Raw genomic sequence first — 24,557 nt, 5'->3', positions numbered from 1 at the left:
TTAATTACGAAAGTTTTGAGTGATCATTAAGCCATAAATACCTCCATCTAAAATGCCGATCCCTAACCGGCCAAAAGTTGGATTTAATATATTGGCCTTGTGCCCCGGCGACTTCATCAATCCGCTATGTGCCATATCCAACGTTTGTGATAGTGCCAGATTCTCACCCGCAGTAAGAAAAACTATTTTATCTGCTTTCATCCTGTCAAAAGGATTTTTACGTTCGGGCGTATAATGCGAAAAATACCCCCTCAAAAACATATCTAACGAATGTTTACGTGCTACTTTAGTTAGTTCTTCATCGGCTTCAACCGGCTTCAAGCCGTTAGCGGCTCTTTCCTTATTTACCAATTTCAACATTTCAGCTTCTAAATCACGTCTAACGGTTGGATGTTTTACAATAAAAGGTAAGGTAACACTGCCGTGTTCATCTTCAACTGTAGTTTTATTGAGTGACCGGTTAAGCGCCTCGCCGAATATGGGCGAAAGTTTTTTCTCAAGCCAGCTGACTTTGGATATTAAACTTTCGGTAAAACGGGCATCCCGCGTATCTCTGGAAATTTTAGTTAGTGGTGCGAGCAGAAAAAAAGTGGCTAACAAAGCGGCCCAGATCAATCCGTTAATAATACCTGTTATAATCCCTCCCGTTTTATTAACGGGATGCGCTTCCACCCTATCAGAAATGTTATTTAAAATACGCGTAATTATGTTGTCAAACAAAAATCGCGCTATTATTATAACAATTATAAAAGCAAACGGATGCGCCCAAAATCCCAGCGGCGAAAGTAGACTGCCAAACGGGGCATAAAGAAAGAAACCGGCAGCTAAACTGCTCAGCCAGGATAGCAAGTATAAAGATGATACGATAAAGCCGCGTTTGATGTCAAACCAAACACTAAGTCCTATAACCAGTATCAAAATAAAATCGATGTAATTCATTGCGCTACAATAAACAAATAAATGTTTTAATAGACAATTATCGCTCAATTTATGTATGTCAAAATGTGTTGAAAAACTTACTATCCATCTAATAACTAACTTTTAAAACAAGATAAAATAACACTAAAATATATAAAAATACTTGTGAATAGTCCAACTATTTGTCAAAAATTGACCGTTTTAGCTCAAAATTTGTGTTAATCAGTCAACAAAAGTATTGTAGTGTCTTATTTATGTATCATTTGTAATATTTATAAACTTTTTCAACTAAAAATGATTTGAAATGAGGTTTTTTTATGATATTTATACCCATTTCTAGTCAAAAAATATGAGTTTCAACTATCGCAGGATTGTTATAAAAATTGGGTCGAATGTGCTTACACAAAGCAACGGGCTGCCCGATCAGGTGCGTATAGGTAATTTGGTTGACCAGATAGCTGAAATCAAAAAGCAAGGTATCGAAGTTATTTTAGTTTCATCAGGAGCAGTTGCCGCAGGCAGAAGTCTGATCTCGGTATCTGACAAATATGATGCAATAGCCACCAGGCAGTTATTGGCATCAATAGGGCAAGTGAAATTGATCAATATTTACGCGCACTTGTTTGAACAGCATCAAATACTTTGTTCTCAGGTATTGGTGACCACAGATGATTTTAAAGGCAGGTTACATTACCTCAATATGAAAAACTGCCTGGAAATACTTTTACAACATAACGTTGTACCAATTGTAAACGAAAATGATGTGGTATCGGTAACAGAACTGATGTTTACTGATAATGATGAATTGGCAGGGTTAATAGCTTCTATGCTTAATGCGCAGGCTTTAATATTGCTAACTAATGTTGATGGCATCTATGATGGCGATCCGAACTTGGAGGGGTCGTCTGTTATTAATGAAGTTAAAGGAGCTGATATAGATTTTTCCTCATTTATATCGTCAGGTAAATCACAGTTTGGTCGAGGTGGAATGATAACTAAATCAACCATGGCGCAAAAAACTTCACGACTTGGCATTTCTGTTCATATAGCCAATGGCACTACGGATAATATTTTATTAGATCTGCTTAACAACAAAGCTGTGCAAACACACTTTGTCCCCACAAAAAGTGCTTCTGAAAAAAAGAAATGGATCGCCCACTCAGAAAAATCTGCTACCGGCATAGTGCAGGTCAATGCCGGGGCACGGCTTGCGCTTACGTCGAATAAAGCGACAAGCTTACTTCCAGTGGGTATTACCGATATTCTTTCTGACTTTAAAAAGGGAGAAATTATAAAATTAGTTGATGATAATAAGGACCTGATTGGTTTAGGTGTTGCTGAATACGGTGCCGACAAAGCAAAAGAAAGCATGGGACGTAAAAACCAAAAGCCGTTGGTTCATTATGATTATCTTTACCTACAATCCTGATCTATTATGAGCTACAAAGCATATTTTGAACGTGCGCAAACAGCGGCACGCAACCTTGACGTTTCCCCTACCCGGATCAACGAAGTGCTTGAAGCGCTTGCGGCAGAAACTGTAGCGCAAACCGTCCACCTTTTAGAAGAAAACAAAAAAGATCTGGAGCGCATGGATCCGGCTAACCCCAACTATGACCGGCTTAAATTAACGGAAGCGCGAATAAGCGATATTGCTAAAGACATTGTTAATGTATCAATGTTAGATAATCCGTTAGGGCATATCCTTTCAGATAAAATGCTCCCTAACGGGTTGCATATCTCAAAAATTAGCGTTCCGTTAGGCGTAGTAGGTGTTATTTATGAGGCACGCCCCAATGTTACTTTTGATGTATTTGCGTTGTGCTTCAAAACAGGTAATATATGTATACTAAAAGGTGGTAGTGATGCGGCTTACTCTAACCAGGCAATTATTGGCGTAATACATAAAGTACTAACCGCCTACAATATTGATACAAACGTAGTTGTGTTATTACCTAAAGAACGTGAAGCTGCTGAAGCTTTAATGCAGGCAGTTGGCTATGTTGATGTTATAATACCTCGCGGTAGTCAGGGTTTGATTAACAGCGTACGGAAAAATAGTAAGGTTCCTGTAATTGAAACCGGTGCAGGTATTGTTCATACGTATTTTGATGAAACTGCGGATCTGGAAAAAGGAAGGGCAATAATTTTAAACGCTAAAACACGTAGAGTAAGCGTTTGCAACGCTTTAGATTGCGCTATTATACATTCGTCGCGTATAAATGACCTGGCAGCAGTAGCCAAACCGCTTGGTGAAGCAGGTGTGACCATATTTGCCGACCAACGAGCTTTTACTGCGTTACAAAACAACTATCCTGGTGAATTGCTGCATCCTGCAGGTGATGAACACTTCGGAACCGAGTTCCTATCCTTAAAAATGGCTATAAAAACGGTTGACGGCTTACAACAGGCACTTGAACACATAGCTAAGTACAGCTCAAAACATAGTGAAGCTATTGTAACTGAGGATGAAAAAAACATGGAGATATTTTTAAACCGGGTTGATGCAGCAGCTGTTTATGTGAATACTTCTACAGCGTTTACAGATGGTGCTCAATTTGGCCTTGGGGCCGAAATAGGCATCAGCACCCAGAAACTACACGCGCGCGGCCCAATGGCATTACAGGAACTTACCAGCTATAAATGGTTGGTAAGGGGTAACGGACAAGTACGCGCTTAAGGCTATAAAACCATGTGCCGGCCCATCCGGCACATGGTTGATTTTGGGTTTACATCCTCATATAGTTAATAAGGGCTGCAAAGCAAATGATTGCTAAAATAACCACTTGCATCTTCTGTTCGATTGATAACTGCTTAATCACTTTCATCTCTTATATTTTAGGGGTATAACAAATTTATACGTTCGCAAACTTTTTGCAAGTCCTTACGTTACTTTTAGTATTTTCTCAATAAATTTTTTAAGCTTATTTTATAATTTCAGTTCAAACACGTATTCAGTTAAAAAATTGTAATGAAGTTGTTATTTTAATGATAACTTTTTTTGTTAAAAACCTCTTTTAAAGGCAAAAAAACGCGGATTGTGCGCTTTTTTCTGCGTATTTTTTTAATATCTCGCTTAACTGATTTTTTAAAGAGTAATACATCAAAAACCCTTGTGTTAAAAAACTATTAATTATCCTCCCTTCAAAAAACTCTTAACATGTTATTGTCCATTAACCCAAGCAACGCTAAAATAGTTGCAAAGCACAAACCGTATACAAAATTATACACACAAAGCATTGTACAACAAGTAGATACTGCATGGTCTAAATGGCGATTAACATCACACCAGGAAAGAAGCGAATTGCTATTGTCCATGGCAAAAAAATTGGTGGACAGCAAAAATAAGCTCGCTGAACTGATGGGTACAGAAATGGGTAAGCCAATAAAGCAAGGTATTGCAGAGATTGAAAAATGCGCGGCCGTTTGTGAGTATTACTATCAAAATGCCGCTGGGTTTTTACAGGAACAAGATATTAAAACAGACGGCTCAAAAAGCTATGTAAGCTTTCAGCCAATAGGTGTTGTGTTGGCTGTGATGCCCTGGAACTTTCCGTTTTGGCAGGTATTCCGTTTTTTAGCACCTGCACTTGCGGCAGGCAATTGTGGTTTGTTGAAACATGCGTCTAACGTTATGGGTTGCGCATTGGCAATTGAGGATATTGTAAAGCAGGCCGGATTTCCTGATAACGTTTTTCGCGCGCTGTTGTTGGATAGCGCATCAGTAAATGATGTTATAGCAAATCCTTTGGTAAAAGCTCTTACGTTAACAGGCAGCACAAATGCCGGTAAAAAGGTGGCCGAAAAGGCCGGCTCGCTTTTGAAGAAGACTGTGCTTGAACTTGGTGGAAGTGATGCCTATATTGTATTAGAAGATGCGGATTTGGAACATGCCGCAGAGACATGTGTTAATAGCAGACTTATCAACGCCGGGCAAAGCTGCATTGCTGCTAAACGCTTTGTTGTGGTTGAAAGGATCGAGAAAGAATTTACGCGGCTGTTTGTTGAAAAAATGAAAGCTAAGGTGATGGGAGATCCAATGGTTGAAGGCACTGATGTAGGGCCAATGGCACGCGCCGATCTGCGCGACGAGTTACATGAGCAGGTTGACCATTCAGTTACTAAGGGTGCCAAATGCTTGTTAGGTGGTTATGTTCCGGAGGGTAAGAATGCCTTCTATCCCCCTACTGTACTTACCAATGTAAAGAAAGGCATGCCAGCCTACGATGAGGAGCTTTTCGGGCCTGTAGCAGCCATTATAAGCGCTAAAGACGAGGCCGATGCTATACGAATAGCTAACGACAGTGTTTTCGGCTTAGGTGGCGCCGTTTTTACGCAGGATAAGGAGCGCGGCGAACTCATTGCAGCTACACAAATGGAAGCAGGCTCATGCTTTGTAAATGGGTTGGTTAAATCAGACCCAAGGTTGCCTTTTGGTGGTATCAAAGAATCGGGCTATGGGCGCGAGCTGGGCATGTTTGGTATCCACGAATTTGTTAACATCAAATCGGTTTGGATAGCTTAAAGTTAACACTAAGTTGTCCCATGTGCATATGCAACATGACTTTTTTTCAATGGGACAAATGTTAAAAATCACTGTTAAACAGTTTAATAACTACATTTCGTTGGTTATGGTAAGACTTTTAAGTCAGGGTATTTTGCTTTAAGTATTTCATAAACTCTTACCTGTCAAAGAATTGGAAAACACGGCTAAAAAGCAATTTTTGGTCCACCGAATGGGACAGCTTTCAATACACTAAGTAAGATATTTATTATTTATCCACCAATATCTGTTTGCCTACAACCCTACCCAAAGCCAGCAACCATCCCAATCCTATAATGAAGAAAACAACCAGCGCCAACGTTGAATTGCGCATACTTCCGGTAAGTTGTTCTATAAAACCGAAGCTAAACAACCCACCAACTATAGCCAGTTTCTCTGTAACATCGTAAAAACTAAAGAAAGAAGCTGTATCAGGAATATCCTGCGGCAGAAATTTAGAATAAGTTGATCTGGACAGCGATTGCACCCCTCCCATTATTAGCCCAACCAATACAGCCAATAAATAAAACTGCGTGGCTGTAGTTACAAAATAAGCACAAAGGCAGGCAACAACCCATATCAGTATAACTCCTGTAAGTACCTTAACGTTCCCAAACCTATCAGACAGCCTGGACATAAGCGTAGCTCCGCCAATAGCTACCAACTGGATGATGAGTATGATCTGTATAAGTGATGTTGTTGGCATTTTCAACTCTTTAGCCGCAAAACTCGTGGCAACCAGCATAATAGTTTGCACCCCCATGCTGTAAAAAAAGAACGCCGGTAAATAGCGTTTAAGTGTTGGCATATTTTTAACCTTTTGCCATACCTTACCTAACTCAATAAAGCCACCCTTAATTATATTATGTGTATGTGCCTTAGCTACCGGACTCCCCTTTGGCAAAACCTTAAAAGGTATCATGGCAAAACCTATCCACCAGATACCAACCATTAAAAAAGATAGTTGCGCCGCACCTCCCCCGGTTAAACCAAATGTATCAGGCGATAGTACAAATACAAAGCAAATTACCTGCAGTAATACGCTGCCAATGTATCCAAAGGTAAATCCTTTAGCACTCACCTTGTCCTGCATGTCTAAAGTAGCTATTTCGGGCAGGTAAGAGTTGTAAAATACAAAGCTGCCGCAGTACCCAATGGCAGCAATGGCAAAGCAGATCATACCGTATTCGAGGTTGTTCTTATTGAAGAAGAACAATCCGCAACAGGCCATTGCGCCCATGGTGGTAAAAAACTGCATAAATACCTTTTTATTACCGCGGTAATCTGCTATCGAACTCAATACCGGTAACATTAACGCAATTATCATGTAAGCGGCCGCAAGCGTGTACTGTTGTAAAACTGTATTAATAATACTACGCCCAAAAAACTGTACGCGGTCGCCATTAGCGGGGTTAGCTGTAATGGCTACATAATAGGCAGGGAATACAGTTGAAGTTATTACCAGGTTATACGCCGAATTGGCCCAGTCAAACATGGCCCAGGCGCGTATGGTTCTTTTATCGTTTTTAACGGTCATGGTGGGTAAAGGTAAGTAAAGGTAATATTTGTACAGGATAGCTGGCAAACAAAAAAGGCTTCCTAAGGAAGCCTTCTATCTGTAAAAGATACTATTACTTATTAAAGTGACCAATAATTAAGCTGGCCAGCTCAACACCAATACGCTCTTGTGCTTCGTTGGTTGCAGCGCCGATATGCGGTGTTAATGAAATTTTTGGATGAGAGATGATCTCCTGACGAGGAGTTGGCTCATTATCAAATACATCTAAAGCAGCAAATGAAACCTGACCGCTGTTTAAAGCGTCAACAAGCGCTAACTCATCAATCAAACCACCACGAGAGCAGTTAACCAAGCCTACACCTTTTTTGGTTTGTGCCAGTTCTTCTGCACCCAAAAGGGCTTTGTCAACAAAAGGTGTGTGCAGGGTAATGAAATCAGCAGTTTTAATGATCTCATCTAAAGTAGCTGTTTTAATTGTTACACTAACTTTAGTGCCACCGCTACCTAACACAACCTCAACTTCCGGGTTAAAAGGGAAAAGATCGTAGGCAATAACGTCCATACCAACGCCAATAGCAATTTTAGCCACTTCACGACCGATACGACCAAAACCAACTATACCTAAAGTACGGCCACGTAATTCAACGCCTTTAGCATAAGCTTTTTTAAGATCATTAAACTTGGTGTTACCTTCAACCGGCATTTTGCGGTTGCTATCCTGTAAAAATCTTACACCGGTAAATAAATGACTGAAAACCAGTTCGGCTACAGATAAAGATGATGAGGCCGGAGTGTTATAAACACCAATGCCTTTTTCTTTAGCGTAATCAACATCAATGTTATCAACACCAACACCACCACGACCAATTAACTTCAAATTTGGACAAGCGTCAATCAGCGCTTTACGTACTTTGGTTGCACTACGTACAGTGATAGCATCGTAATTTTGCAATTTAACAGGCAGTTCATCCTGAGGGATATTGTTGGTATCAACCTCAAAGCCTGCATCTTCTAACATTTTTTTACCGATGGGATCGATACCATCGTTAGCTAATATTTTGATCATTGGGGAATAGTAATTAGTTAATTAGTGATTAGAGATTAGTTGTAATTGGTGATCAGAAAAAACTAATCTCTAATCACCAATCTCTAATCTCTATTTATTCTTCTCTGCAAACTCCTGCATTACTTCAACAAGTGCATATACACTATTGATAGATAGCGCGTTATAAATTGAGGCACGGAAACCGCCAACACTGCGGTGACCCTTAATCCCTATAATGCCACGCTCATCGCAAAGTTTAAGGAATGGTTTCTCCAATTCAGCGTTTTCCATTACAAAGCAAACGTTCATGTTTGAACGGTCTTCTGTTGCGCAAACCGGTTTGAACAAAGGGTTACGCTCAATTTCTCCATAAAGAACCTTTGCTTTCGCTTCGTTTTCTTTCTGAATAGCTGCTACACCGCCTTTTGATTTAACCCATGCCAATGTTAACATTGAAACGTATATGGCAAATACCGGTGGCGTGTTATACATTGAACCATTATCGATCTGAATTTTGTAGTCAAGCATTGACGGTATTTTACGATCAACTTTGCCCAACAACTCATCTTTAACAATTACAAGGGTAGTACCGGCCGGACCCATATTTTTTTGTGCGCCTGCGTAGATCAAACCAAAATCCGCAACATTGATAGTACGGCTGAAAATATCAGAAGACATGTCACAAACTACCGGAATTGGTGATTTAGGGAAGTGATGTAATTGCGTACCGTATATGGTATTATTTGAGGTAAGATGCAAATAAGCCGCATCAGCAGGTACTTCGTAATCTTTAGGAATGTAGGTGAAGTTACTTTCTTTTGAAGTTGCAATTACATCTACCTGGCCAAAGTATTTAGCTTCTTTTAAAGCCTTATTTGCCCATACGCCCGATTCCACATAAGCCGCTTTAGCATTGCCGGCTAACAGGTTGTAAGGCACCATTGCAAACTGTGTGCTTGCACCACCTTGTAAAAACAACACCGAGTAACCTTCCGGAACTTCCAACAACTCTTTTACTAACTTAACAGCTTCATCTAAAACCGCTTCAAACTCGGGCGAACGGTGTGATATCTCTAAAATAGATAAGCCTATTCCATTAAAATCAACTACTGCAGCCGCAGCTTGTTTTAAAACTTCGTGTGGTAAAATGCCGGGACCGGCACCAAAATTATGTTTCATATGATTTGAAATTGGTATCTCAACAAAATAACAGAATTAAGAAGTTTGTATTTTGTTGGCGCAAAGGTAATTAATTCGACAAAATTTGTAGAGATTATTTACAGTTATTTTAAAATAATACAACTTAATAATAATATGGTCTTTTATTAAAAATTTCTCAATAATACCACTTTGTGCATTAACAAATATTATAAAGATTGTAACTTTTTGGGGTGCTTTAATTCTGAAATAACGGCCTTTGGATTGGCCGAGGAGAACACCGCGCTACCTGCTACCAGTACATTTGCACCGGCATCAATTAATTGTTGAGCGTTTTGGGCATCTACGCCACCATCTATCTCTATTAATAAATCAGGATTTACGGATTGAGCCATTGCTCTCAACTGTTTTATTTTCTTGTAAGTATTTTCTATAAAATGTTGGCCGCCAAAACCAGGGTTTACCGACATGATCAATATCATATCCACCTCGGCTATGATATCCTCTAACACACTTATAGGTGTGTGCGGATTGATGGCCACCCCTGCCCTGCAGCCCAGTTCTTTTATTACCTGAACAGTTCTGTGCAAGTGTGGGCACGTTTCAAAATGAACTGTGAGACCTGCTGCTCCGGCATCTTTAAACGCTTTTAAATAACGTTCGGGTTGTACAATCATCAAATGCACATCCAGTGGCTTTTGGGCATGTTTATTTACAGCGGCAATAACCGGAAAACCAAATGATATGTTGGGTACAAACTCACCGTCCATTACATCTACATGTATCCAATCTGCCTCACTGGTGTTAAGTAATTCGATGTCACGTTGCAGGTTGCCGAAATCAGCAGCGAGTATAGATGGGGATATTAGATGGTCATTAGTCATTGGTCAGTGGTCATTGGTGTCAGGGCAAATATATTAAATGCACACCAATTCATTTTAAAGTAATGAACATCAATATTAGCTAATACACATAAAAAACGAACTAATGACAAAAATCAGTCACAGTTTAACAGAAGGTCATAATATTTTTTCATTAGTACCATATCATAGTTTACTAATGAATTGTAAGCTTCATTAACCAGTTCGGTCAGGATAGATGCACCTAATTGTCCGCCGTTATTTGGGATAGATTCATAGTATACTATAAGCTCCTTAACCCTGATAATCTCGTACAATAAATGCTGCACAAGGTCGGCCTCAGGTCCGGTAGTTTTACCTGAGCTATTATTATTCAAAAAATCCAACGGATCAATTGGAGTAGACGTCATTTCAAATCAGGAGCGGATACTATCTTGGCTTAAACAATAACTCTTAATTAACAAAAGTTAAAAATGTAGATTTTGTTTTAGAAATTTTGTAAAAAATGTGTTTAAACAGCAAAAGCCTTATTGCTAAGGCTTTTCGCTATCTAAAAATCACAAATTGTTTTAATTTGTTATTGCTGAGGTGCTGGTTTTGGTAATAAAGCCTTACGGGAAAGCTTTAATTTACCTTGCTTGTCAATGTCAAGCAATTTAACACGCACTTCGTCTCCTATCTGGAATATGCCATCCATAGTTTCGAAACGTTTATGGTCAATCTCAGAAATGTGAAGCAAACCATCTTTACCCGGCATAATTTCAACAAATGCACCAAAAGGCATAATTGATTTTACTTTACCTTCGTAAATTTCGCCAACCTCCGGTCTTGCAGCTATGTTTTTAATGCGGGTAACTGCTTTATCAATAGCTTCCTTGTTATCTGCAAATATTTGCACCACACCTTGGTTGCCAACTTCTTCAATGTTGATAGTTGCACCGGTTTCGCGTTGCATTTCCTGAATGATCTTACCACCGGGCCCGATAACAGCACCTATAAATTCTTTATCAATTTTAAGGGTGATAATACGTGGCGCATGTGGTTTGTAATCTTCGCGAGGAGCTGTAAGTGTTTTAGCCATTTCGCCAAGGATATGTAAACGACCATCTTTAGCCTGATTTAAAGCGTTGCTTAATACCTCGTATGATAACCCGTTAATTTTCAAGTCCATCTGTACTGCAACTATACCGTTTTTAGTACCTGTTACTTTAAAATCCATATCACCTAAGTGATCTTCATCACCTAAAATATCAGAAAGGATAGCATATTTAGTACCCATTTCGTTAGTGATCAGGCCCATTGCAATACCTGATACCGGATTAGTTATTTTAACACCTGCATCCATCAAAGCCAATGTACCTGCGCAAACTGTAGCCATTGATGAAGAACCATTTGATTCCAGAATATCAGAAACTACACGGATAGTATACGGATTCTCGTCGCTTGGAGGTAATACCTGTTTTAACGAACGCATAGCCAGGTTACCGTGACCAATTTCGCGGCGACCTGCACCTCTGTTAGGACGAACCTCGCCTGTTGAGAAACCAGGGAAATTGTAGTGTAAAAGGAATTTTTGGTAACCGTTAATGAATGCGCCATCAATCATCTGCTCATCATCTTTAGCGCCTAAAGTAACAGTAGTTAATGATTGTGTTTCGCCACGGGTAAATACGGCAGAACCGTGAGCAGATGGCAGGTAGCCAACTTCGCTCCATATAGGGCGTATCTGTGTAGTGGTACGACCATCTAAACGTTTGCCTTCATCTAAAACAAGGTTACGAATAGCGTCATACTCAACATCATGATAGTATTTTTTAGCTAAGAACTTGGTAACATCATCAATCTCGCCTAAAGTAGCTATGTATTCATCACGGATTGCTTTGAATTTAGCAGAGCGCTCGTCTTTTGCAGATGCTTCGGCTGCAGTAGCATAAACTTTATCGTAAGTTGCAGCGTAGATAGCTTTTTTCAACTCTTCATTGCTATGCTCGTGGCTATAGACGCGTTTTTCAGTTTTACCAACTTCAATAGTTAACTCTTTTTGAGCTAAACACTGAACTTTGATAGCGTTGTGCGCAAATTTAATCGCCTCAACCAGTTCTTCTTCCTGGATCTCTTTTGATTCGCCCTCCACCATGTTGATGTCGTGCTCAGAACCGGCAACAATAAACTCTAAAGTAGCATTAGCTAATTGGCTTAAAGTTGGGTTGATAACCAGTTTGCCATCAATTTTAGCTACGCGAACTTCTGATATAGGTCCGTTAAAAGGGATGTCAGAAACAGCTAAAGCGGCAGAAGCAGCTAAACCTGCCAAAGCATCAGGCATTATATCTTTATCAGCAGATATTAAGCTGATCATTACTTGCGTGTCTGCGTGGTAATCTTCCGGGAACAACGGACGTAACGCGCGGTCAACCAAACGAGAGATCAGTACCTCATAGTCTGATAAACGCGCCTCACGGCGTAAGAAACCGCCGGGAATACGGCCGGTAGCAGCATATTTTTCTTGATAATCAACAGAAAGCGGTAAAAAATCAACGCCCTCTTTAGCCTCAGGTGATGATACTACGGTAGCAAGCAACATAGTGTCGCCCATTTTTACTACTACTGAACCATCGGCCTGTTTAGCCAGTTTGCCGGTTTCGATCTCAATGGTGCGTCCGTCGCCCAGATCAATAACCTTTTTAATTACATTTAAACTCATCTTGTTTTCATTGTGATGCGCTTTTCATCTTTAGGAGCGCATCAGGGTTTTTATTGTGTGTAAAATATTTTAGCAGAAAGTAAAAAAGCCATCCCCTAAAATTGAGACGGCTTTTTTTTAAAACATTCAGATACTTATTTGATGATATCTCTAAGCTCTAAAGCTTTGATAATAGCACGGTATCTTTCAATATCTTTTTTGTATAAGTATGCCAATAATCCGCGGCGTTTACCTACTAATTTTTGCAATGATAACTGGGTTGAAAAATCATGTTTGTTTTTTTTCAAGTGACCGGTTAAATGTGCGATGCGGTGTGTAAACAATGCTACCTGACCTTCGGTTGAACCTGTATCGGTTGCACTTTTACCATGTTTTGCAAAGATCTCTGCCTTTGACTCTTTACCTAAATACATTACGGGAATAATATTAAAGCGTGAATTAATTTATTTATTGTGGGTGCAAAGGTAATTGATTGGCTGGATATAAACAACAGGGACCTTTTATTTTTCCGAATATCAGTTTACGAATTTGATAACGCCCTTTGCCTCTCTTTTATTTTACCGGGAATGAAAAATAAAGCCATCAATGCCCCTAAAAATCCAAGTGCTGCTGATATCCGCATAATGTTGCTGTAAGCATATATAAATGACAAATTATAACTGCCCTTGATTACGATTTTTTGTTCAGTTGTAACATTAGCGGGCACCTTTGCATCGCCAAGGTTGGCAGCCTGTTGCAAAACATATTGTTTTTGCTTTGAGTTTATAGGTAGCCGGTCAATTTGTTTGGTAAGCGCTGAACTGAAAAACAACACCGCCAGCGCACCAAATATAGCATTGGCAAACACGCCCGATATACGGGTCATGGCATTGTTTACTCCGGACGCTGTGCCCGAAAAATCATCACTAACTGAACTCATTACCGTAGCAGTTAAAGGCGCCACCGTTGCCGACATGCCCAAACCCAAAACTAATATACCCGGAAAAAATGTAGTAAAATATTCTGCCGCGCCATTAGTTTTCTCTATAAATGATAATATTAGCAAACCCGTACCTGCCAATGCCGGCCCTGCTATCAAAAACAATTTCGGCCCATATTTATCGGCTAAACTACCGGCAAATCTGGCAAGTATTACCATCAGCACTGTAAAGGGAAGAAAAGTCAAGCCTGATTGCAATTGACTGTATCCCTGAACCTGCACCAGGTTAAGCGATAAAAAAAGCATACCAGCGCCTAAGCCTGCGTATAGAAAAAACGTCAGCAAATTAACGCCTGTAAAAACCGGATTTTTGAATAGCCTTAAAGGCACCATAGGATGCGTACTTTTCTTTTCAATAACTATAAAGATTATTAAAAACAGTATTCCTCCCGCTAAAGATCCATATGATTGGAAACTGCCCCACCCTGTTTGCGGAACACGCAAAAAACCAAAGGTTAACAAAGCCAGCGCTAAAGCTATAGTGATGGCGCCCGGAAAATCAAGTGTTTTATCGACGGAATTATCGCGTGTTTCGTCTACACGAAACGCAAGCATCAAAAATGCGGCAACTCCAATGGGTATGTTGATAAAAAAGATATATCGCCACAAACCTGCATCAGCTAATGCTCCACCCAAAACGGGCCCGCCCATGGTAACAACCGTAGTAAATGCCGACCACGTTCCTATTGCCTTACCGCGCTCTTTGGGGTTTATAATTGATGATATTAGAGATAAACTACCTGGAATCATGAATGCGCCACCCATACCCTGTATGGCGCGGCAGACTATTAGCATATTAACACTGCCTGCAACTCCGCAAGCTGCCGAACCGACGATGAACAAAACAATCCCACACATAAACACTTTCTTCCGCCCCAATTTGTCGCCCATTGCTCCGCCTATCAATATCAACGATGCTAACATCAATAAGTAAGAATTAAGCACCCAGAACACCTCAGAACCAGACGCGTCAAGATCTTTTTGCAAGGCTGGTAAAACAACATTTAGCGCAGTGGCATCAATAAAAGCCATGGCAGAGGGCAGAATGGTTGCCACCATTACCCATTTGCCCTTAGTGCTGCTTAATGATACTGTTGCCATCTTTACTTAGCTGTTGTTTATAAAGATAGGTTTTGAACTTCGTTAACAAAAGCCACTTGCTGTTTGCAAATGGCTTCATGAAAAGAATGTTTTAAAATTTACACATTAGCTTCAGCATACTTTTTAAAATTATTCAATATTGCCTGCCAGCCGCCCTGTTGCATTTCTAATGAATTCATACCTTCCGGTTCAAATGTTTCTACAACTTCGGTACTATCGCCGTTACCGGTAAATGTAATTTCAACTTTACGGCCATCGCCGATGGTATAAGCTATATATTTATGCTCCTGCACATTAGTATAAACGCCACCAAAGTCAAAACTAAAACTACCATCTTTGGCAGCCATTGTTGTGCTGAATTTTCCGTCAACGCGCAGATCGTTCTCGGCATTTGGAGCATGCCAGTCGTCGCTTGCAAAGGCCCAACCTTTAATATGCTCAGGCTCATTCCAAAATTGCCATACTTTTTCTACAGGTGCGTTTACAGTTGCTGTTACAGTGATTGTTTTTTGTGCGGTTTCCATTTTAGTTTCTATTTAAGTGGATGATTATCTTGAATTGTACAACACAAAACTAATGCTAAAACCGTCACAACGTAATGGGCAAAAAGGACAAGGTGAGGGAGATATCCAACCTAAATATCAACCGCCACAAAATGCTCAACAACCGGAAAAGGATCATAATAATGATGTAACAACTCCTTCCAGGGTTCATAAACTTCTGACTGCCGGAAACCAATTGTGTGGTCTTCCATCCGCTCCCACTCTACTAACAGCAAATATTTACCGCTTTGCTCCAGGCACCGCTGTAAACTGTGTTTAATATAACCCGGAACCGAACTGATAAATCGTCCGGCTATTTTAAAGTCGCGCTCAAAATCAGTTTCTTTGCCGGGTAGCACATAAAGTTCCGCCGCCTCAAGCACCATAACGACCTATTGTTCCTTCTATCAATTCTCCATAAAAATCAGCAACACTCATTCCGGCAGCGCGCACCTGCTGTGGTATCAAACTATTTGATGATTGCCCGGGCGTTGTGTTTACCTCAATGAAGTAGAAATCTTCGGTTCCTTCTTCTAAAATAAAATCAACCCTAACCATGCCGCGGCAGTTTAAGCGTTGGTACACTTCGGTTACTATGTTGCCCACCTGCGCAACCTTCATAACCGACAGGTCTGCAGGTGTTATTTCTTCAGAAACGCCCGGCGTATATTTGGCTTCATAATCAAAAAAGTCTTTTGAACTAATGATCTCAGTTACAGGCAACACCTGCACCTTGCCGTGCAGATTGACTATACCCACGCTAAATTCGCGGCCTTTTATAAACTCCTCTACCAGTATCTGATCGTCCTCATTAAATGCTTTGTTTATAGCTTCCTGCAAGCCGTTAACTTTATAAACCTTGCTCATGCCTACACTGCTGCCACCATTATTAGGCTTAACAAACAACGGAAATTTTAAACGCGCTGCAATACCGCCAATATCATGCGGATCGCGCTTTTTTAATTTAACCGAAGCAGCTACATGTAGATCATGAATTCCGTGTACAATGGCTTTGGTAAAAGCTTTGTTCATGCTAATAGCAGACGTGGTAACATCGCAGGTATTATAAGGCATATTGATCAGGTCAAAATAGCCTTGCAGTTTACCGTCTTCGCCCGGCGTTCCGTGTATGGTGATAAAGGCAAAATCAAACTTAATCTTCTCCCCGCCCACTGTTATGCTAAAATCATTCTTATCCACATCAACACCTGCTGCGCCGTCGTCATAAAACCAACGGTTGCGGTCAACCAAAATGGTATAAACCTTATATTTTGCAGGATCTAGATTAGCGGCTATGTTTTTCGCGCTGTTAATTGAAACTTCGTATTCGCCGGTAAAACCGCCGGCCAGCAGAGCTATGTTTTTGGTTGCCATATGGTGCCAAATATAAATATTTTTAAAAGGGATATACTCAACTAACTAAGCTTTTGCACAGCAATTGATTGGGATAAACTCCCCTATTTTTACGCTTGTTCCACTCATATTTTGAAAAAATTACCCTATGTTTGATAGCCTTTTAAAGAGGAAACTTATTGAATAGCAAATGAAGAAATTAATAGCTTACCTTAAAACCTCATCATTCCGCAAAACAGTATTAATGGCTGTGGTTACGGTTATTGGTATTGTTTTAATAGCTTTTTTCAGTTTAAGTTACTATACTGATCATGGAAGCGGTGTTCCTGTACCGTCGGTAAAGGGATTGAGCATTGACCAGGCTGTAAATAAGCTGGAAGAACAAGGTTTTGATTTTCATGTAGATACTGTATATGTGGGCGATAAAGCACCCGGCACCATTATAGAACAAGACCCTGATGCAGGCACTTTGGTTAAAGAAGGCCGCGTAATTTACCTAACCATGGTAACCATGCAGGCACCGCCTGTTGCCTTGCCGGATATTGAGCAAAAGCCTTACATCAACGCATTATCTGCATTAAGCAACGCGGGTTTAAAAATTGGTGATACCACCTATACGCCGGATATTGCACGCGACGTTGTATTAGAAGTTAAATTGGCCGGACAGGTTGTTCGCCCGGGCATGAAAATTCCAAAGGGTTCACGCATTGATCTGGTTTTGGGTGATGGTAATGGCGCCAATGAACAGGACATTCCTGAACTAATAGGTCAGGATCTGGACGCGGCACGTTTTGCCGTAAAGGGTTTAGGGCTTACCATTGGAATTATCACTTACCAGGGAACTATTACAGACTCGACCAACCTGAAAGTAGTTGATCAGTTTCCTAAACGCACCGATTCTACTACCACTACCAGTATTGGAACACGTATTAATTTAACCGTTTCACAAGGCTCTGTTGATGGAAATTAGTGCTGCGACCTTTGATAAGCTTTTAAAGCAGCGTACTCAGGTTAACATACTTGATGTGCGCGAGGTTATTGAGTTCCATACCTATAATATAGGGGGTGTTAATTTACCATTATCGAGGCTTTACGACAATGTAGATAATACCGGCTTTAACAAAACCGACGAGATTGTTGTTATATGCAAAGCCGGCATTCGCAGCAAAACAGCCCAGGCTATATTGCTGCAAAACGGCTATACAAATGTTAAAAATTTAAGCGGCGGACTCTTAGCTATACAAAGGTTGCCGCAATCATTATAATTTAAAATGACACAGAAAGCTTCTACCGGCTCATCACCAGTTAAAAAGTTTATTATTGCCCTTGTTGTGGTTATCGTCCTGGCTTTTGGCGGAACCGGGCTATTTTACTATCTGAAATTTTTCGGCCCCAATGTTACGGGGAATGAGGAATACCTTTACATACGCACCGGATCTTCTTTTAGTGATGTTTATCAAACTATCCGTCAAAAAGAGATAGTTAGAGACAGCGCCGATTTTTTGTGGGCAGCGCAAAACATGAAGTATCCTGCCAGAGTTAAACCCGGCAGGTACAGATTAAAGGAGGGCATGAGCAACCGTGCATTGATTAACATGCTGGCCATAGGTAACCAGGAGCCTGTAAAACTTTCATTCCACAACATACGCCTTAAAGAACAATTTGCCGCGTTTGCTGCTAAAAATCTGGAACCGGATTCAGCCGCTATTATTCAACTTCTTGATTCTGCTGAGTATGTAAAGCAATTCGGTTTTACTACAGATGATGTTTATGTAGCGTTCATGCCCGATTCGTATGAGCTATACTGGAATACCACTCCGGAAAAGCTGTTCAAAAAGATGTACGATCATTATGAAGCTTTCTGGACTAAAGACCGTAAAGACAAAGCTGCAGCTGTTAATTTAACACCTGCCCAGGTGAGTATATTGGCATCTATTGTTGACGCTGAGGCCTTAAAGGATGACGAAATGCCAACTATAGCCGGCTTATATTTAAATCGCCTTAAAAAAGGGATGAAGCTGGAGTCAGACCCTACAGTGATCTTCGCCATGAAAGATTTTACTATCAGAAGAGTGCTGAACAAATATTTGTCTACGCCATCACCATATAATACTTATGCCAACAAAGGCTTGCCACCAGGCCCCATAATGATGCCATCAGTGAATGCAGTTAAAGCTGTGCTAAACTACAAACCCAGCAATTACATTTATATGTGTGCAAAGGAAGATTTTTCAGGGTACCATAACTTTACAGACAATGTTGCCCAACACCTCATCAACGCGCGTAAGTTTCAACAGGCGCTTAACGAGCGTAACATCAAAAAATAATGTTTGAGCATTCTACTAAAATACGTGTACGCTACGGCGAAACAGATCAGATGGGATACATGTACTACGGCAACTACGCCGAGTTTTTTGAGGTGGGCCGTGTAGAAATGCTGCGCAGTATGGGGTTAACCTATGCAGGCATGGAAGCATCAGGCATTATGATGCCCGTTATGGAGATGCATTGTAAATACCTTAAACCGGCATTGTATGATGAGGAAATAACTATACGCGTTATTATAGATAAGATGCCCGGAGCTACTATCCATTTTAATTACGAGTTATTTAACGAAAAGCTGGAACTTATACATCAGGGTGAAACCTTACTTTGCTTTGTTAAAAAGGAAACCATGCGCCCATGCCTGCCCCCCCGCGACTTTTTAAATAAGCTGAAGCCTTTTTTTAATTAAATTAGCAGTAATGAGATGGGTACACCGTTTGCTATTACGACATGCTGAGTTTTACAGGCGCTTTGTTAAGTACCTTAAAGAACTAACACCTAAATGGTTTGGCGGCATATCTGTATATGTTGTACTGGTATCGCTGGTTAATGAGTTTTTAGAGGAGTCGCTTTTAAACCGCGCATCTGCATTAGCTTACAGCTTTATGCTGGCTTTATTCCCGGCAATTATCTTTCTGTTCACCCTTATTGCATATATACCCGTTAACGACTTTCAGGATACGCTGCTTAACGTAGTGCAAACCATTTTACCAACCAACGCCTATTTGGCTTTTCAAAGCACTATTGAGGATATCATCAAAAATCAAAACGCCAAGCTACTCTCGGTAGGTTTTATCTCTGCCCTATATTTTGCAACCAATGGCGTGGGCAATTTAATGCGTGCGTTCAATGATTCATCGCTGATTCTCGAAAAACGCACTTGGCTTAAACGACGCGTTGTGGCTACTACGCTTACTGTAGTGATAAGTTTTGCCTTACTGGCTGCTATAGTAGTGTTGATAGTTGGCGAACACATCATTACCAACATGCAGGAACATATAGCCAGTGAAAGCAGTTTTTGGATATATGCGGTAACATTATCACGTTGGCTTATCATCATTGCCATATTCTTTTTCAGCATATCGTTACTGTACAGATATGGCCCGGCCCATAAATTGCGTTGGAAGTTTTTAAACCCCGGATCGGTGCTGGCCACTATGCTGGCCGTGCTAACTTCAATTGGCTTTACGTACTACATTAACAACTTTGGGCAGTACAATAAGGTCTACGGTTCAATTGGAACACTCATCGTTGTTATGATATGGTTATACATCAATTCGCTTATTTTGCTCATCGGATTCGAGCTAAATGCCAATATTGATCTGGCAAAACGCAAGATAAAAGTTGAAAAACCACGCTTTAATACCTTCCGGAGGCAAAATTTCACCTCCTAATTATTTGGCTTTCTGTACGTTAAAACTATATTAAAAAAACTTTAATTTGAATTTGGCAATTCGGCCCGGATTTGTACTTTTGTCCCCGGAGAGTTGGCAGAGTGGTCGATTGCGGCAGTCTTGAAAACTGTTGACTGTAACAGGTCCTGGGGTTCGAATCCCTAACTCTCCGCAACAACTTAATACAAAATATAAAAGCCTGTAAATTAAAAATTTACAGGCTTTTTGTTTTAGAGGAAATCTTATTTTACTTCACTTTTTCGGGATCAGATAGTGCTGCGCGTCCCAATTTCATATCCACATTTAGAAAATTATCTTATTACTGATACATAACCGGCTAATGGTTTTGTTTTGACACCGGTTATAATGTAATAATAAGTACCTACCGGCACTGTACTACCTTTATAGCTCCCATCCCAGGATACAGCGTACCCATTTGAAAAATAAACGGTGGTACCATTCCTGTTAAATACAGTTACGGTGATGTTATTGTAACTATCCAGGTTAGTAATATCCCAAATGTCGTTTATGCCATCGCCGTTGGGTGTAAAAGTATTAGGTATGGTTACCGGGCCAAATGGTACCGAGGTAACAGTAAGAAGGCCACTTACATACTTAAAAGTATAATTCGCTGCTGTACCGCCGCTTAACGTTATGGGGTACTGGCCTCTTCGTGATGTTAGTACAGCCGTGGTTGCTGCTATTGGTTGCATTGCTAATTGAGTTACATCTTCACCATTAACAAAACCCTGATAACTTATGGTTAGCACCGGGTTAGCATCGCCATAAATTTTGTTTTTATTGTCGGCAGTCGCTACTAACGGCGCGGGCGTCACCGTACTGGCAGGCATTGGCATAATAACGTCCGGCGCGCCCGAACTTTGCAATAATATATCTCCCGAATACCCCCCGGCTTTAACAACAGTTGTTTTTGCTAAGCGGATATAAATAGTTGTGGACGAAATATTAAATGTATTAGCAGACCCAAACGTTAGCGTATTACTAAAGGCAATATTATCCTTACTGAGCTCAAAACCTGGCGGCGGAGTAATAACAACAGCATCTGTTAAATTTTTCGCCGAAAACGTGAAACTTGTTGGTAAGGATGGCGTACCGTAAACCGTGGTAAGTGGTTGTAAATTGCCGGTGGTATTGATCACGGCTCCTGCCGGATTGACTGTAATATTGAAAGTAATTACAGGGCCGCAATCGGCCTTGGGTATATATGAATTGCCTGTTAAATTTGATTGTCCTGCCAAATTAAATTTAGATGTTGCGGTTAAGGATGGCGTATTAACAACAGACATGGTGTTATTTCCAGTATTAGAAACATAAAGCCAATCACCATTATCACTTATCATAATACCAATTGGCCCCGGCCCAACTGGTATAGTGCTTATAATTACATTTGTAGCTGTGTTTATTACAGATAGATTATTGTCGGCCCAATTAGATACATAGAGACGACTTCCATCCGGGCTTAGTATCATACCTCCCTGTGCGTTTGAACCAATAGTGATTCGGGTTGTTATAGTACCTGTTATTGTGTTAACCACTTCTATTTCATTTTGATTATGATGAATAACGTACAAAGTTTTATCATCCTTACTCAATAAAATGTATAGCTGACCCGGAGCTGTAGTGATTGTGGATATAACAGTTTTTGTTACTGTGTTTATTACGGATATGGTGCCGTCCGCATTGCCAACATACAATTTACCCCCATCAGAACTCAATGAAATTCTAATTGGATTACTCCCTACAGTTATTCTGCCGGTTACCGTGTTGGTCAAAGCATCTATTTCTGCTATGGTGTTAGATGACGATTCACTTACATAAACTTTCAAATCATCAGGACTGACCGCTATTGCTTCCGGACTTGAATTAAGTGGTATTGTAGCGAGTACCCTGTTAGTTCGCATATAAATAACGCTTATGTCATTAGATCCAGCGTTGCCAACATAAACCCTGTCGTTATCATGGCTTGTGGCAATTCCCTTTGGACTATCACCTACTGCTATATTCGTAATTAATGCACTTGTTGTTGCATTGATTGAAGAAACAATGTTACGGCTGGTAATAGGTATGTAAAGTAAAGGCGGCTGACTTTGATACCCTAAAGGTGTAGCTACAATTGTTGCAGTTATTGGCACCTTGGTATTGTTTACTGTAGTAAATGCAGGGATATCGCCTGTACCTTTTACACCTAAACCAATCACAGGCGTGTTATTTGTCCATTGATAAGTACATGTGCAAACCGGATAATTCACAACTGCAGTTTGGTTGCCGGCAGTAACAGTTTGACTGGTTTGCGCTTTTAAAACCAATGGAAAAAAGATAAACAGATAGGTTAATACCCGGCAAAATTTAGGCGTCATGATTGATTTAGCATCTAACTTACATAATTTATTACCCTTCACGTAAAATCATTTAGATAACCTGAAAATAAATTTGCGCAACTCAAAAGTTGCATTTATATTTGCAACCAAAGAGTTGCACAAATTATATAGTAATGAAGCAGGATATATTTCAAGCCATAGCCGATCCTACACGCAGGGCAATTTTAACTTTAGTGGCCATACAGGCGTTAACGCCAAACGCCATGGCCGAAAAATTTGATATGACACGCCAGGCTGTATCAAAGCATATAAAAGTTTTACAGGAATGCGACCTGATCAAACCGCAACATAGTGGCCGGGAGATTTATTATCATTTTAATGCTAAAAGGATGCAGGAATTTGATAACTGGCTGGCTCAATTCAGGCAAAACTGGGAAACGCAGTTTAGCCAGCTCGATGCATTATTATCAACTATTAAAGAACAGAAAAAATGAACAACCATTTGCTATTTGATTTCAATGTTGACAAGGCAGCCAAAACGGTTTACATAACCCGTGAGTTTAATGCAGGTCTTGATCTGGTTTGGGATGCCTTTACACAGGCCGATCTACTTGACCAATGGGGTGCTCCTGCCCCTATGCAGGCCAAAACTAAATACATGGATTTTAAAGTTGGCGGGCGCAGATTTTACGCAATGATTAGTCCCGATGGACAGGAACGTTGGGCGGTGCAGGAATTTACCTCTATAACCCCCAAAACCAACTTTAAAATGTATAATGCTTTTTCCGACGAGCACGAGAACCGTGAACTGCCCGGTTCTGAATGGGATTACAACTTCAGTGAAGAGAACGGCAGAACAACGGTAAACATTATCATTTTCAATGAATCATTTGAGCGGTTGGAAAGATTGCTGGAAGGATTCAAGATCGGCTTTACAATGACTTTAGCCAATTTGGAGAACCTACTTTCTACATTATCAGAAAAACAATAAAAAAAAACAATCACACTTAAATAAAAAACATGAGAACAATTAACCCATGGATCAACTTCAACGGTAATGCTGAAGAAGCCTTCACTTTTTACAAATCGGTATTTGGCGGCGAATTCACAAAGCTTGTTCGCTTTGGCGACCTGACAAGCGATGAATTTCCGGTTGATGAAAGTGAAGCCAATAAAATAATGACCATTGCTTTATCCATAGGCAAGCATAATGTATTAATTGCAAATGACGTACCCGGATTCATGGGTCCTGTGAATGAGCATGAGAACCGGTCAAAAATTGTTTTAAATGCTGAAAGCCGCGAAGAAGCAGAACGGGTGTTCAATGGTCTGTCTGTAGGTGGAGATGTGGAAGGGCCAATTGGCGACAGCCCTTGGGGAACCTACGCCGGAATGTTCAGAGATAAATATGGTATTGAATGGATTATTGAGTTTGATCCATCTTACGGTAATTAAGTGCTGTAAAATGTTGTTCATCAATCACTACCCAGGCATTTTGGGTATTGATTGATGATTACAACAATTCCGCTTAAGCAAATGGTGTTTTTTTCACCACAGCTTTAATTTTATTATCTCTTATTTTGATGAAGATCTCTGTACCTTCTTTAGCCAAGGCAACAGGTACATAACCCATACCAATAGCTTTTTGTAATGATGTCGATTGTGTGCCGGATGTAACTCTTCCTATTGTGTTGCCATCGGCATCTGTTATCTCATAATCATGCCTTGGGATGCCTCTTTCCAGCATTTCAAAGCCAACCAGTTTTTTGGTAATGCC

At 40.3% G+C, this 24,557-nt stretch carries 25 protein-coding genes and 1 tRNA gene; 12 read left to right on the top strand and 14 right to left on the bottom strand.

What is annotated here, in order from left to right; translation table 11 throughout:
- Nucleotides 1-939 carry a CvpA family protein gene (locus CLV57_RS10655; protein WP_100341398.1) on the bottom strand — a complete coding sequence of 313 codons (939 nt, stop codon included), beginning with the start codon at nt 937-939 and terminating at the stop codon, nt 1-3.
- A gap of 328 nt (nt 940-1,267) precedes the next feature.
- Between CLV57_RS10655 and proB the strand changes: the two genes are divergently transcribed.
- The 3 genes from proB (at nt 1,268) to CLV57_RS10640 (ending at nt 5,443) form a co-directional block, all read left to right on the top strand.
- Nucleotides 1,268-2,347 carry a glutamate 5-kinase gene (proB, locus tag CLV57_RS10650; RefSeq protein ID WP_100341397.1) on the top strand — a complete coding sequence of 360 codons (1,080 nt, stop codon included), beginning with the start codon at nt 1,268-1,270 and terminating at the stop codon, nt 2,345-2,347.
- Nucleotides 2,348-2,353: 6 nt separating this feature from the next.
- The gene (locus tag CLV57_RS10645; protein WP_100341396.1) at nt 2,354-3,598 is read left to right on the top strand and encodes a glutamate-5-semialdehyde dehydrogenase; all 1,245 of its coding nucleotides are present in this window, start codon (nt 2,354-2,356) and stop codon (nt 3,596-3,598) included.
- Nucleotides 3,599-4,078: 480 nt separating this feature from the next.
- Nucleotides 4,079-5,443, top strand: a complete 1,365-nt coding sequence (locus CLV57_RS10640; protein WP_100341395.1) for an NAD-dependent succinate-semialdehyde dehydrogenase — start codon at nt 4,079-4,081, stop codon at nt 5,441-5,443.
- A 247-nt stretch (nt 5,444-5,690) separates the two neighbouring features.
- Here CLV57_RS10640 and CLV57_RS10635 read toward each other — a convergent pair whose 3' ends face one another.
- The 11 genes from CLV57_RS10635 to CLV57_RS10585 form a co-directional block, all read right to left on the bottom strand.
- Nucleotides 5,691-6,998, bottom strand: a complete 1,308-nt coding sequence (locus CLV57_RS10635) for an MFS transporter (RefSeq protein ID WP_100341394.1) — start codon at nt 6,996-6,998, stop codon at nt 5,691-5,693.
- 94 nt (nt 6,999-7,092) lie between these two features.
- A complete protein-coding gene (locus CLV57_RS10630; RefSeq protein WP_211290067.1) occupies nt 7,093-8,046 on the bottom strand; it encodes a D-2-hydroxyacid dehydrogenase in 954 nt (317 codons plus the stop codon).
- Between the two features lie 90 nt (nt 8,047-8,136).
- Complete coding sequence (serC, locus tag CLV57_RS10625; protein ID WP_100341393.1) at nt 8,137-9,204, bottom strand: 3-phosphoserine/phosphohydroxythreonine transaminase; 1,068 nt, start codon at nt 9,202-9,204, stop codon at nt 8,137-8,139.
- 188 nt (nt 9,205-9,392) lie between these two features.
- The gene (rpe, locus tag CLV57_RS10620) at nt 9,393-10,067 is read right to left on the bottom strand and encodes a ribulose-phosphate 3-epimerase (RefSeq protein WP_100341392.1); all 675 of its coding nucleotides are present in this window, start codon (nt 10,065-10,067) and stop codon (nt 9,393-9,395) included.
- Between the two features lie 113 nt (nt 10,068-10,180).
- Complete coding sequence (locus CLV57_RS10615) at nt 10,181-10,453, bottom strand: hypothetical protein (RefSeq protein ID WP_100341391.1); 273 nt, start codon at nt 10,451-10,453, stop codon at nt 10,181-10,183.
- A 167-nt stretch (nt 10,454-10,620) separates the two neighbouring features.
- Nucleotides 10,621-12,747, bottom strand: coding sequence for a polyribonucleotide nucleotidyltransferase (pnp, locus tag CLV57_RS10610; RefSeq protein ID WP_100341390.1), 2,127 nt, complete (start codon nt 12,745-12,747; stop codon nt 10,621-10,623).
- A gap of 134 nt (nt 12,748-12,881) precedes the next feature.
- Nucleotides 12,882-13,160, bottom strand: a complete 279-nt coding sequence (gene rpsO / locus CLV57_RS10605) for a 30S ribosomal protein S15 (RefSeq protein WP_100341389.1) — start codon at nt 13,158-13,160, stop codon at nt 12,882-12,884.
- A gap of 107 nt (nt 13,161-13,267) precedes the next feature.
- Entirely contained in the window at nt 13,268-14,827 is a 1,560-nt protein-coding gene (locus CLV57_RS10600; protein ID WP_100341388.1) for an MFS transporter, read from the bottom strand.
- Between the two features lie 98 nt (nt 14,828-14,925).
- The gene (locus tag CLV57_RS10595) at nt 14,926-15,351 is read right to left on the bottom strand and encodes an SRPBCC family protein (RefSeq protein ID WP_100341387.1); all 426 of its coding nucleotides are present in this window, start codon (nt 15,349-15,351) and stop codon (nt 14,926-14,928) included.
- A 110-nt stretch (nt 15,352-15,461) separates the two neighbouring features.
- Nucleotides 15,462-15,755 (bottom strand): antibiotic biosynthesis monooxygenase family protein, encoded by a 294-nt coding sequence (locus tag CLV57_RS10590; RefSeq protein ID WP_100341386.1) that lies wholly within the window; start codon nt 15,753-15,755, stop codon nt 15,462-15,464.
- Nucleotides 15,745-16,743, bottom strand: a complete 999-nt coding sequence (locus CLV57_RS10585; RefSeq protein WP_100341385.1) for a D-alanine--D-alanine ligase — start codon at nt 16,741-16,743, stop codon at nt 15,745-15,747. Before CLV57_RS10585 ends, CLV57_RS10590 begins: the two co-directional genes overlap by 11 nt.
- A gap of 169 nt (nt 16,744-16,912) precedes the next feature.
- Here CLV57_RS10585 and CLV57_RS10580 point away from each other — a divergent pair, with 169 nt between their 5' ends.
- The 6 genes from CLV57_RS10580 (at nt 16,913) to CLV57_RS10555 (ending at nt 20,613) form a co-directional block, all read left to right on the top strand.
- Nucleotides 16,913-17,692, top strand: a complete 780-nt coding sequence (locus CLV57_RS10580; RefSeq protein WP_100341384.1) for a PASTA domain-containing protein — start codon at nt 16,913-16,915, stop codon at nt 17,690-17,692.
- On the top strand, nt 17,682-17,987 hold the full coding sequence (locus tag CLV57_RS10575) for a rhodanese-like domain-containing protein (protein ID WP_100341383.1): 306 nt from the start codon (nt 17,682-17,684) through the stop codon (nt 17,985-17,987). The genes CLV57_RS10580 and CLV57_RS10575 overlap by 11 nt, the downstream gene beginning before the upstream one ends.
- 6 nt (nt 17,988-17,993) lie before the next feature.
- The gene (mltG, locus tag CLV57_RS10570; RefSeq protein ID WP_100341382.1) at nt 17,994-19,049 is read left to right on the top strand and encodes an endolytic transglycosylase MltG; all 1,056 of its coding nucleotides are present in this window, start codon (nt 17,994-17,996) and stop codon (nt 19,047-19,049) included.
- Nucleotides 19,049-19,456, top strand: coding sequence for an acyl-CoA thioesterase (locus CLV57_RS10565; RefSeq protein ID WP_100341381.1), 408 nt, complete (start codon nt 19,049-19,051; stop codon nt 19,454-19,456). Before mltG ends, CLV57_RS10565 begins: the two co-directional genes overlap by 1 nt.
- Before the next feature lie 10 nt (nt 19,457-19,466).
- Nucleotides 19,467-20,441, top strand: coding sequence for a YihY/virulence factor BrkB family protein (locus CLV57_RS10560; protein WP_100341380.1), 975 nt, complete (start codon nt 19,467-19,469; stop codon nt 20,439-20,441).
- 87 nt (nt 20,442-20,528) lie between these two features.
- A tRNA-Ser gene (locus CLV57_RS10555) sits at nt 20,529-20,613 on the top strand.
- A 139-nt stretch (nt 20,614-20,752) separates the two neighbouring features.
- Here the strand turns inward: CLV57_RS10555 and CLV57_RS10550 are convergent.
- The gene (locus CLV57_RS10550) at nt 20,753-22,819 is read right to left on the bottom strand and encodes a T9SS type B sorting domain-containing protein (RefSeq protein ID WP_157799127.1); all 2,067 of its coding nucleotides are present in this window, start codon (nt 22,817-22,819) and stop codon (nt 20,753-20,755) included.
- A gap of 134 nt (nt 22,820-22,953) precedes the next feature.
- On the opposite strand from CLV57_RS10550, the gene CLV57_RS10545 reads away from it, so the two are divergent.
- The 3 genes from CLV57_RS10545 to CLV57_RS10535 are packed head-to-tail and all read left to right on the top strand — an operon-like array spanning nt 22,954 to nt 24,235.
- Nucleotides 22,954-23,274, top strand: coding sequence for an ArsR/SmtB family transcription factor (locus CLV57_RS10545; RefSeq protein ID WP_100341378.1), 321 nt, complete (start codon nt 22,954-22,956; stop codon nt 23,272-23,274).
- Nucleotides 23,271-23,771, top strand: coding sequence for an SRPBCC family protein (locus tag CLV57_RS10540; protein WP_100341377.1), 501 nt, complete (start codon nt 23,271-23,273; stop codon nt 23,769-23,771). Before CLV57_RS10545 ends, CLV57_RS10540 begins: the two co-directional genes overlap by 4 nt.
- A 29-nt stretch (nt 23,772-23,800) precedes the next feature.
- Complete coding sequence (locus CLV57_RS10535; RefSeq protein ID WP_100341376.1) at nt 23,801-24,235, top strand: VOC family protein; 435 nt, start codon at nt 23,801-23,803, stop codon at nt 24,233-24,235.
- Nucleotides 24,236-24,308: 73 nt separating this feature from the next.
- Here the strand turns inward: CLV57_RS10535 and CLV57_RS10530 are convergent.
- A partial coding sequence (locus CLV57_RS10530) for a glycine cleavage T C-terminal barrel domain-containing protein (RefSeq protein ID WP_317044582.1) occupies nt 24,309-24,557 on the bottom strand: 249 nt, incomplete at its 5' end.

This window comes from Mucilaginibacter auburnensis, from assembly GCF_002797815.1.
GTDB classification, from domain to species: Bacteria; Bacteroidota; Bacteroidia; order Sphingobacteriales; family Sphingobacteriaceae; genus Mucilaginibacter; species Mucilaginibacter auburnensis.
The sequence above is the reverse complement of the archived record's forward strand: the minus strand, read 5'-3'. Positions and strand labels throughout refer to the sequence as shown.

What these genes read in the sequence shown, in the direction of transcription:
- pnp (WP_100341390.1), bottom strand. Translation starts at nt 12,747, where the DNA reads ATGAGTTTAAATGTAATTAAAAAGGTTATTGATCTGGGCGACGGACGC.
- CLV57_RS10565 (WP_100341381.1), top strand. Translation starts at nt 19,049, where the DNA reads ATGTTTGAGCATTCTACTAAAATACGTGTACGCTACGGCGAAACAGAT.
- CLV57_RS10645 (WP_100341396.1), top strand. Translation starts at nt 2,354, where the DNA reads ATGAGCTACAAAGCATATTTTGAACGTGCGCAAACAGCGGCACGCAAC.
- CLV57_RS10595 (WP_100341387.1), bottom strand. Translation starts at nt 15,351, where the DNA reads ATGGAAACCGCACAAAAAACAATCACTGTAACAGCAACTGTAAACGCA.
- CLV57_RS10635 (WP_100341394.1), bottom strand. Translation starts at nt 6,998, where the DNA reads ATGACCGTTAAAAACGATAAAAGAACCATACGCGCCTGGGCCATGTTT.
- rpsO (WP_100341389.1), bottom strand. Translation starts at nt 13,160, where the DNA reads ATGTATTTAGGTAAAGAGTCAAAGGCAGAGATCTTTGCAAAACATGGT.
- CLV57_RS10585 (WP_100341385.1), bottom strand. Translation starts at nt 16,743, where the DNA reads ATGGCAACCAAAAACATAGCTCTGCTGGCCGGCGGTTTTACCGGCGAA.
- CLV57_RS10550 (WP_157799127.1), bottom strand. Translation starts at nt 22,819, where the DNA reads ATGACGCCTAAATTTTGCCGGGTATTAACCTATCTGTTTATCTTTTTT.
- CLV57_RS10540 (WP_100341377.1), top strand. Translation starts at nt 23,271, where the DNA reads ATGAACAACCATTTGCTATTTGATTTCAATGTTGACAAGGCAGCCAAA.
- CLV57_RS10600 (WP_100341388.1), bottom strand. Translation starts at nt 14,827, where the DNA reads ATGGCAACAGTATCATTAAGCAGCACTAAGGGCAAATGGGTAATGGTG.
- rpe (WP_100341392.1), bottom strand. Translation starts at nt 10,067, where the DNA reads ATGACTAATGACCATCTAATATCCCCATCTATACTCGCTGCTGATTTC.
- CLV57_RS10545 (WP_100341378.1), top strand. Translation starts at nt 22,954, where the DNA reads ATGAAGCAGGATATATTTCAAGCCATAGCCGATCCTACACGCAGGGCA.
- CLV57_RS10575 (WP_100341383.1), top strand. Translation starts at nt 17,682, where the DNA reads ATGGAAATTAGTGCTGCGACCTTTGATAAGCTTTTAAAGCAGCGTACT.
- CLV57_RS10560 (WP_100341380.1), top strand. Translation starts at nt 19,467, where the DNA reads ATGAGATGGGTACACCGTTTGCTATTACGACATGCTGAGTTTTACAGG.
- CLV57_RS10535 (WP_100341376.1), top strand. Translation starts at nt 23,801, where the DNA reads ATGAGAACAATTAACCCATGGATCAACTTCAACGGTAATGCTGAAGAA.
- proB (WP_100341397.1), top strand. Translation starts at nt 1,268, where the DNA reads ATGAGTTTCAACTATCGCAGGATTGTTATAAAAATTGGGTCGAATGTG.
- CLV57_RS10590 (WP_100341386.1), bottom strand. Translation starts at nt 15,755, where the DNA reads ATGGTGCTTGAGGCGGCGGAACTTTATGTGCTACCCGGCAAAGAAACT.
- CLV57_RS10615 (WP_100341391.1), bottom strand. Translation starts at nt 10,453, where the DNA reads ATGACGTCTACTCCAATTGATCCGTTGGATTTTTTGAATAATAATAGC.
- mltG (WP_100341382.1), top strand. Translation starts at nt 17,994, where the DNA reads ATGACACAGAAAGCTTCTACCGGCTCATCACCAGTTAAAAAGTTTATT.
- CLV57_RS10630 (WP_211290067.1), bottom strand. Translation starts at nt 8,046, where the DNA reads ATGATCAAAATATTAGCTAACGATGGTATCGATCCCATCGGTAAAAAA.
- serC (WP_100341393.1), bottom strand. Translation starts at nt 9,204, where the DNA reads ATGAAACATAATTTTGGTGCCGGTCCCGGCATTTTACCACACGAAGTT.
- CLV57_RS10640 (WP_100341395.1), top strand. Translation starts at nt 4,079, where the DNA reads ATGTTATTGTCCATTAACCCAAGCAACGCTAAAATAGTTGCAAAGCAC.
- CLV57_RS10655 (WP_100341398.1), bottom strand. Translation starts at nt 939, where the DNA reads ATGAATTACATCGATTTTATTTTGATACTGGTTATAGGACTTAGTGTT.
- CLV57_RS10580 (WP_100341384.1), top strand. Translation starts at nt 16,913, where the DNA reads ATGAAGAAATTAATAGCTTACCTTAAAACCTCATCATTCCGCAAAACA.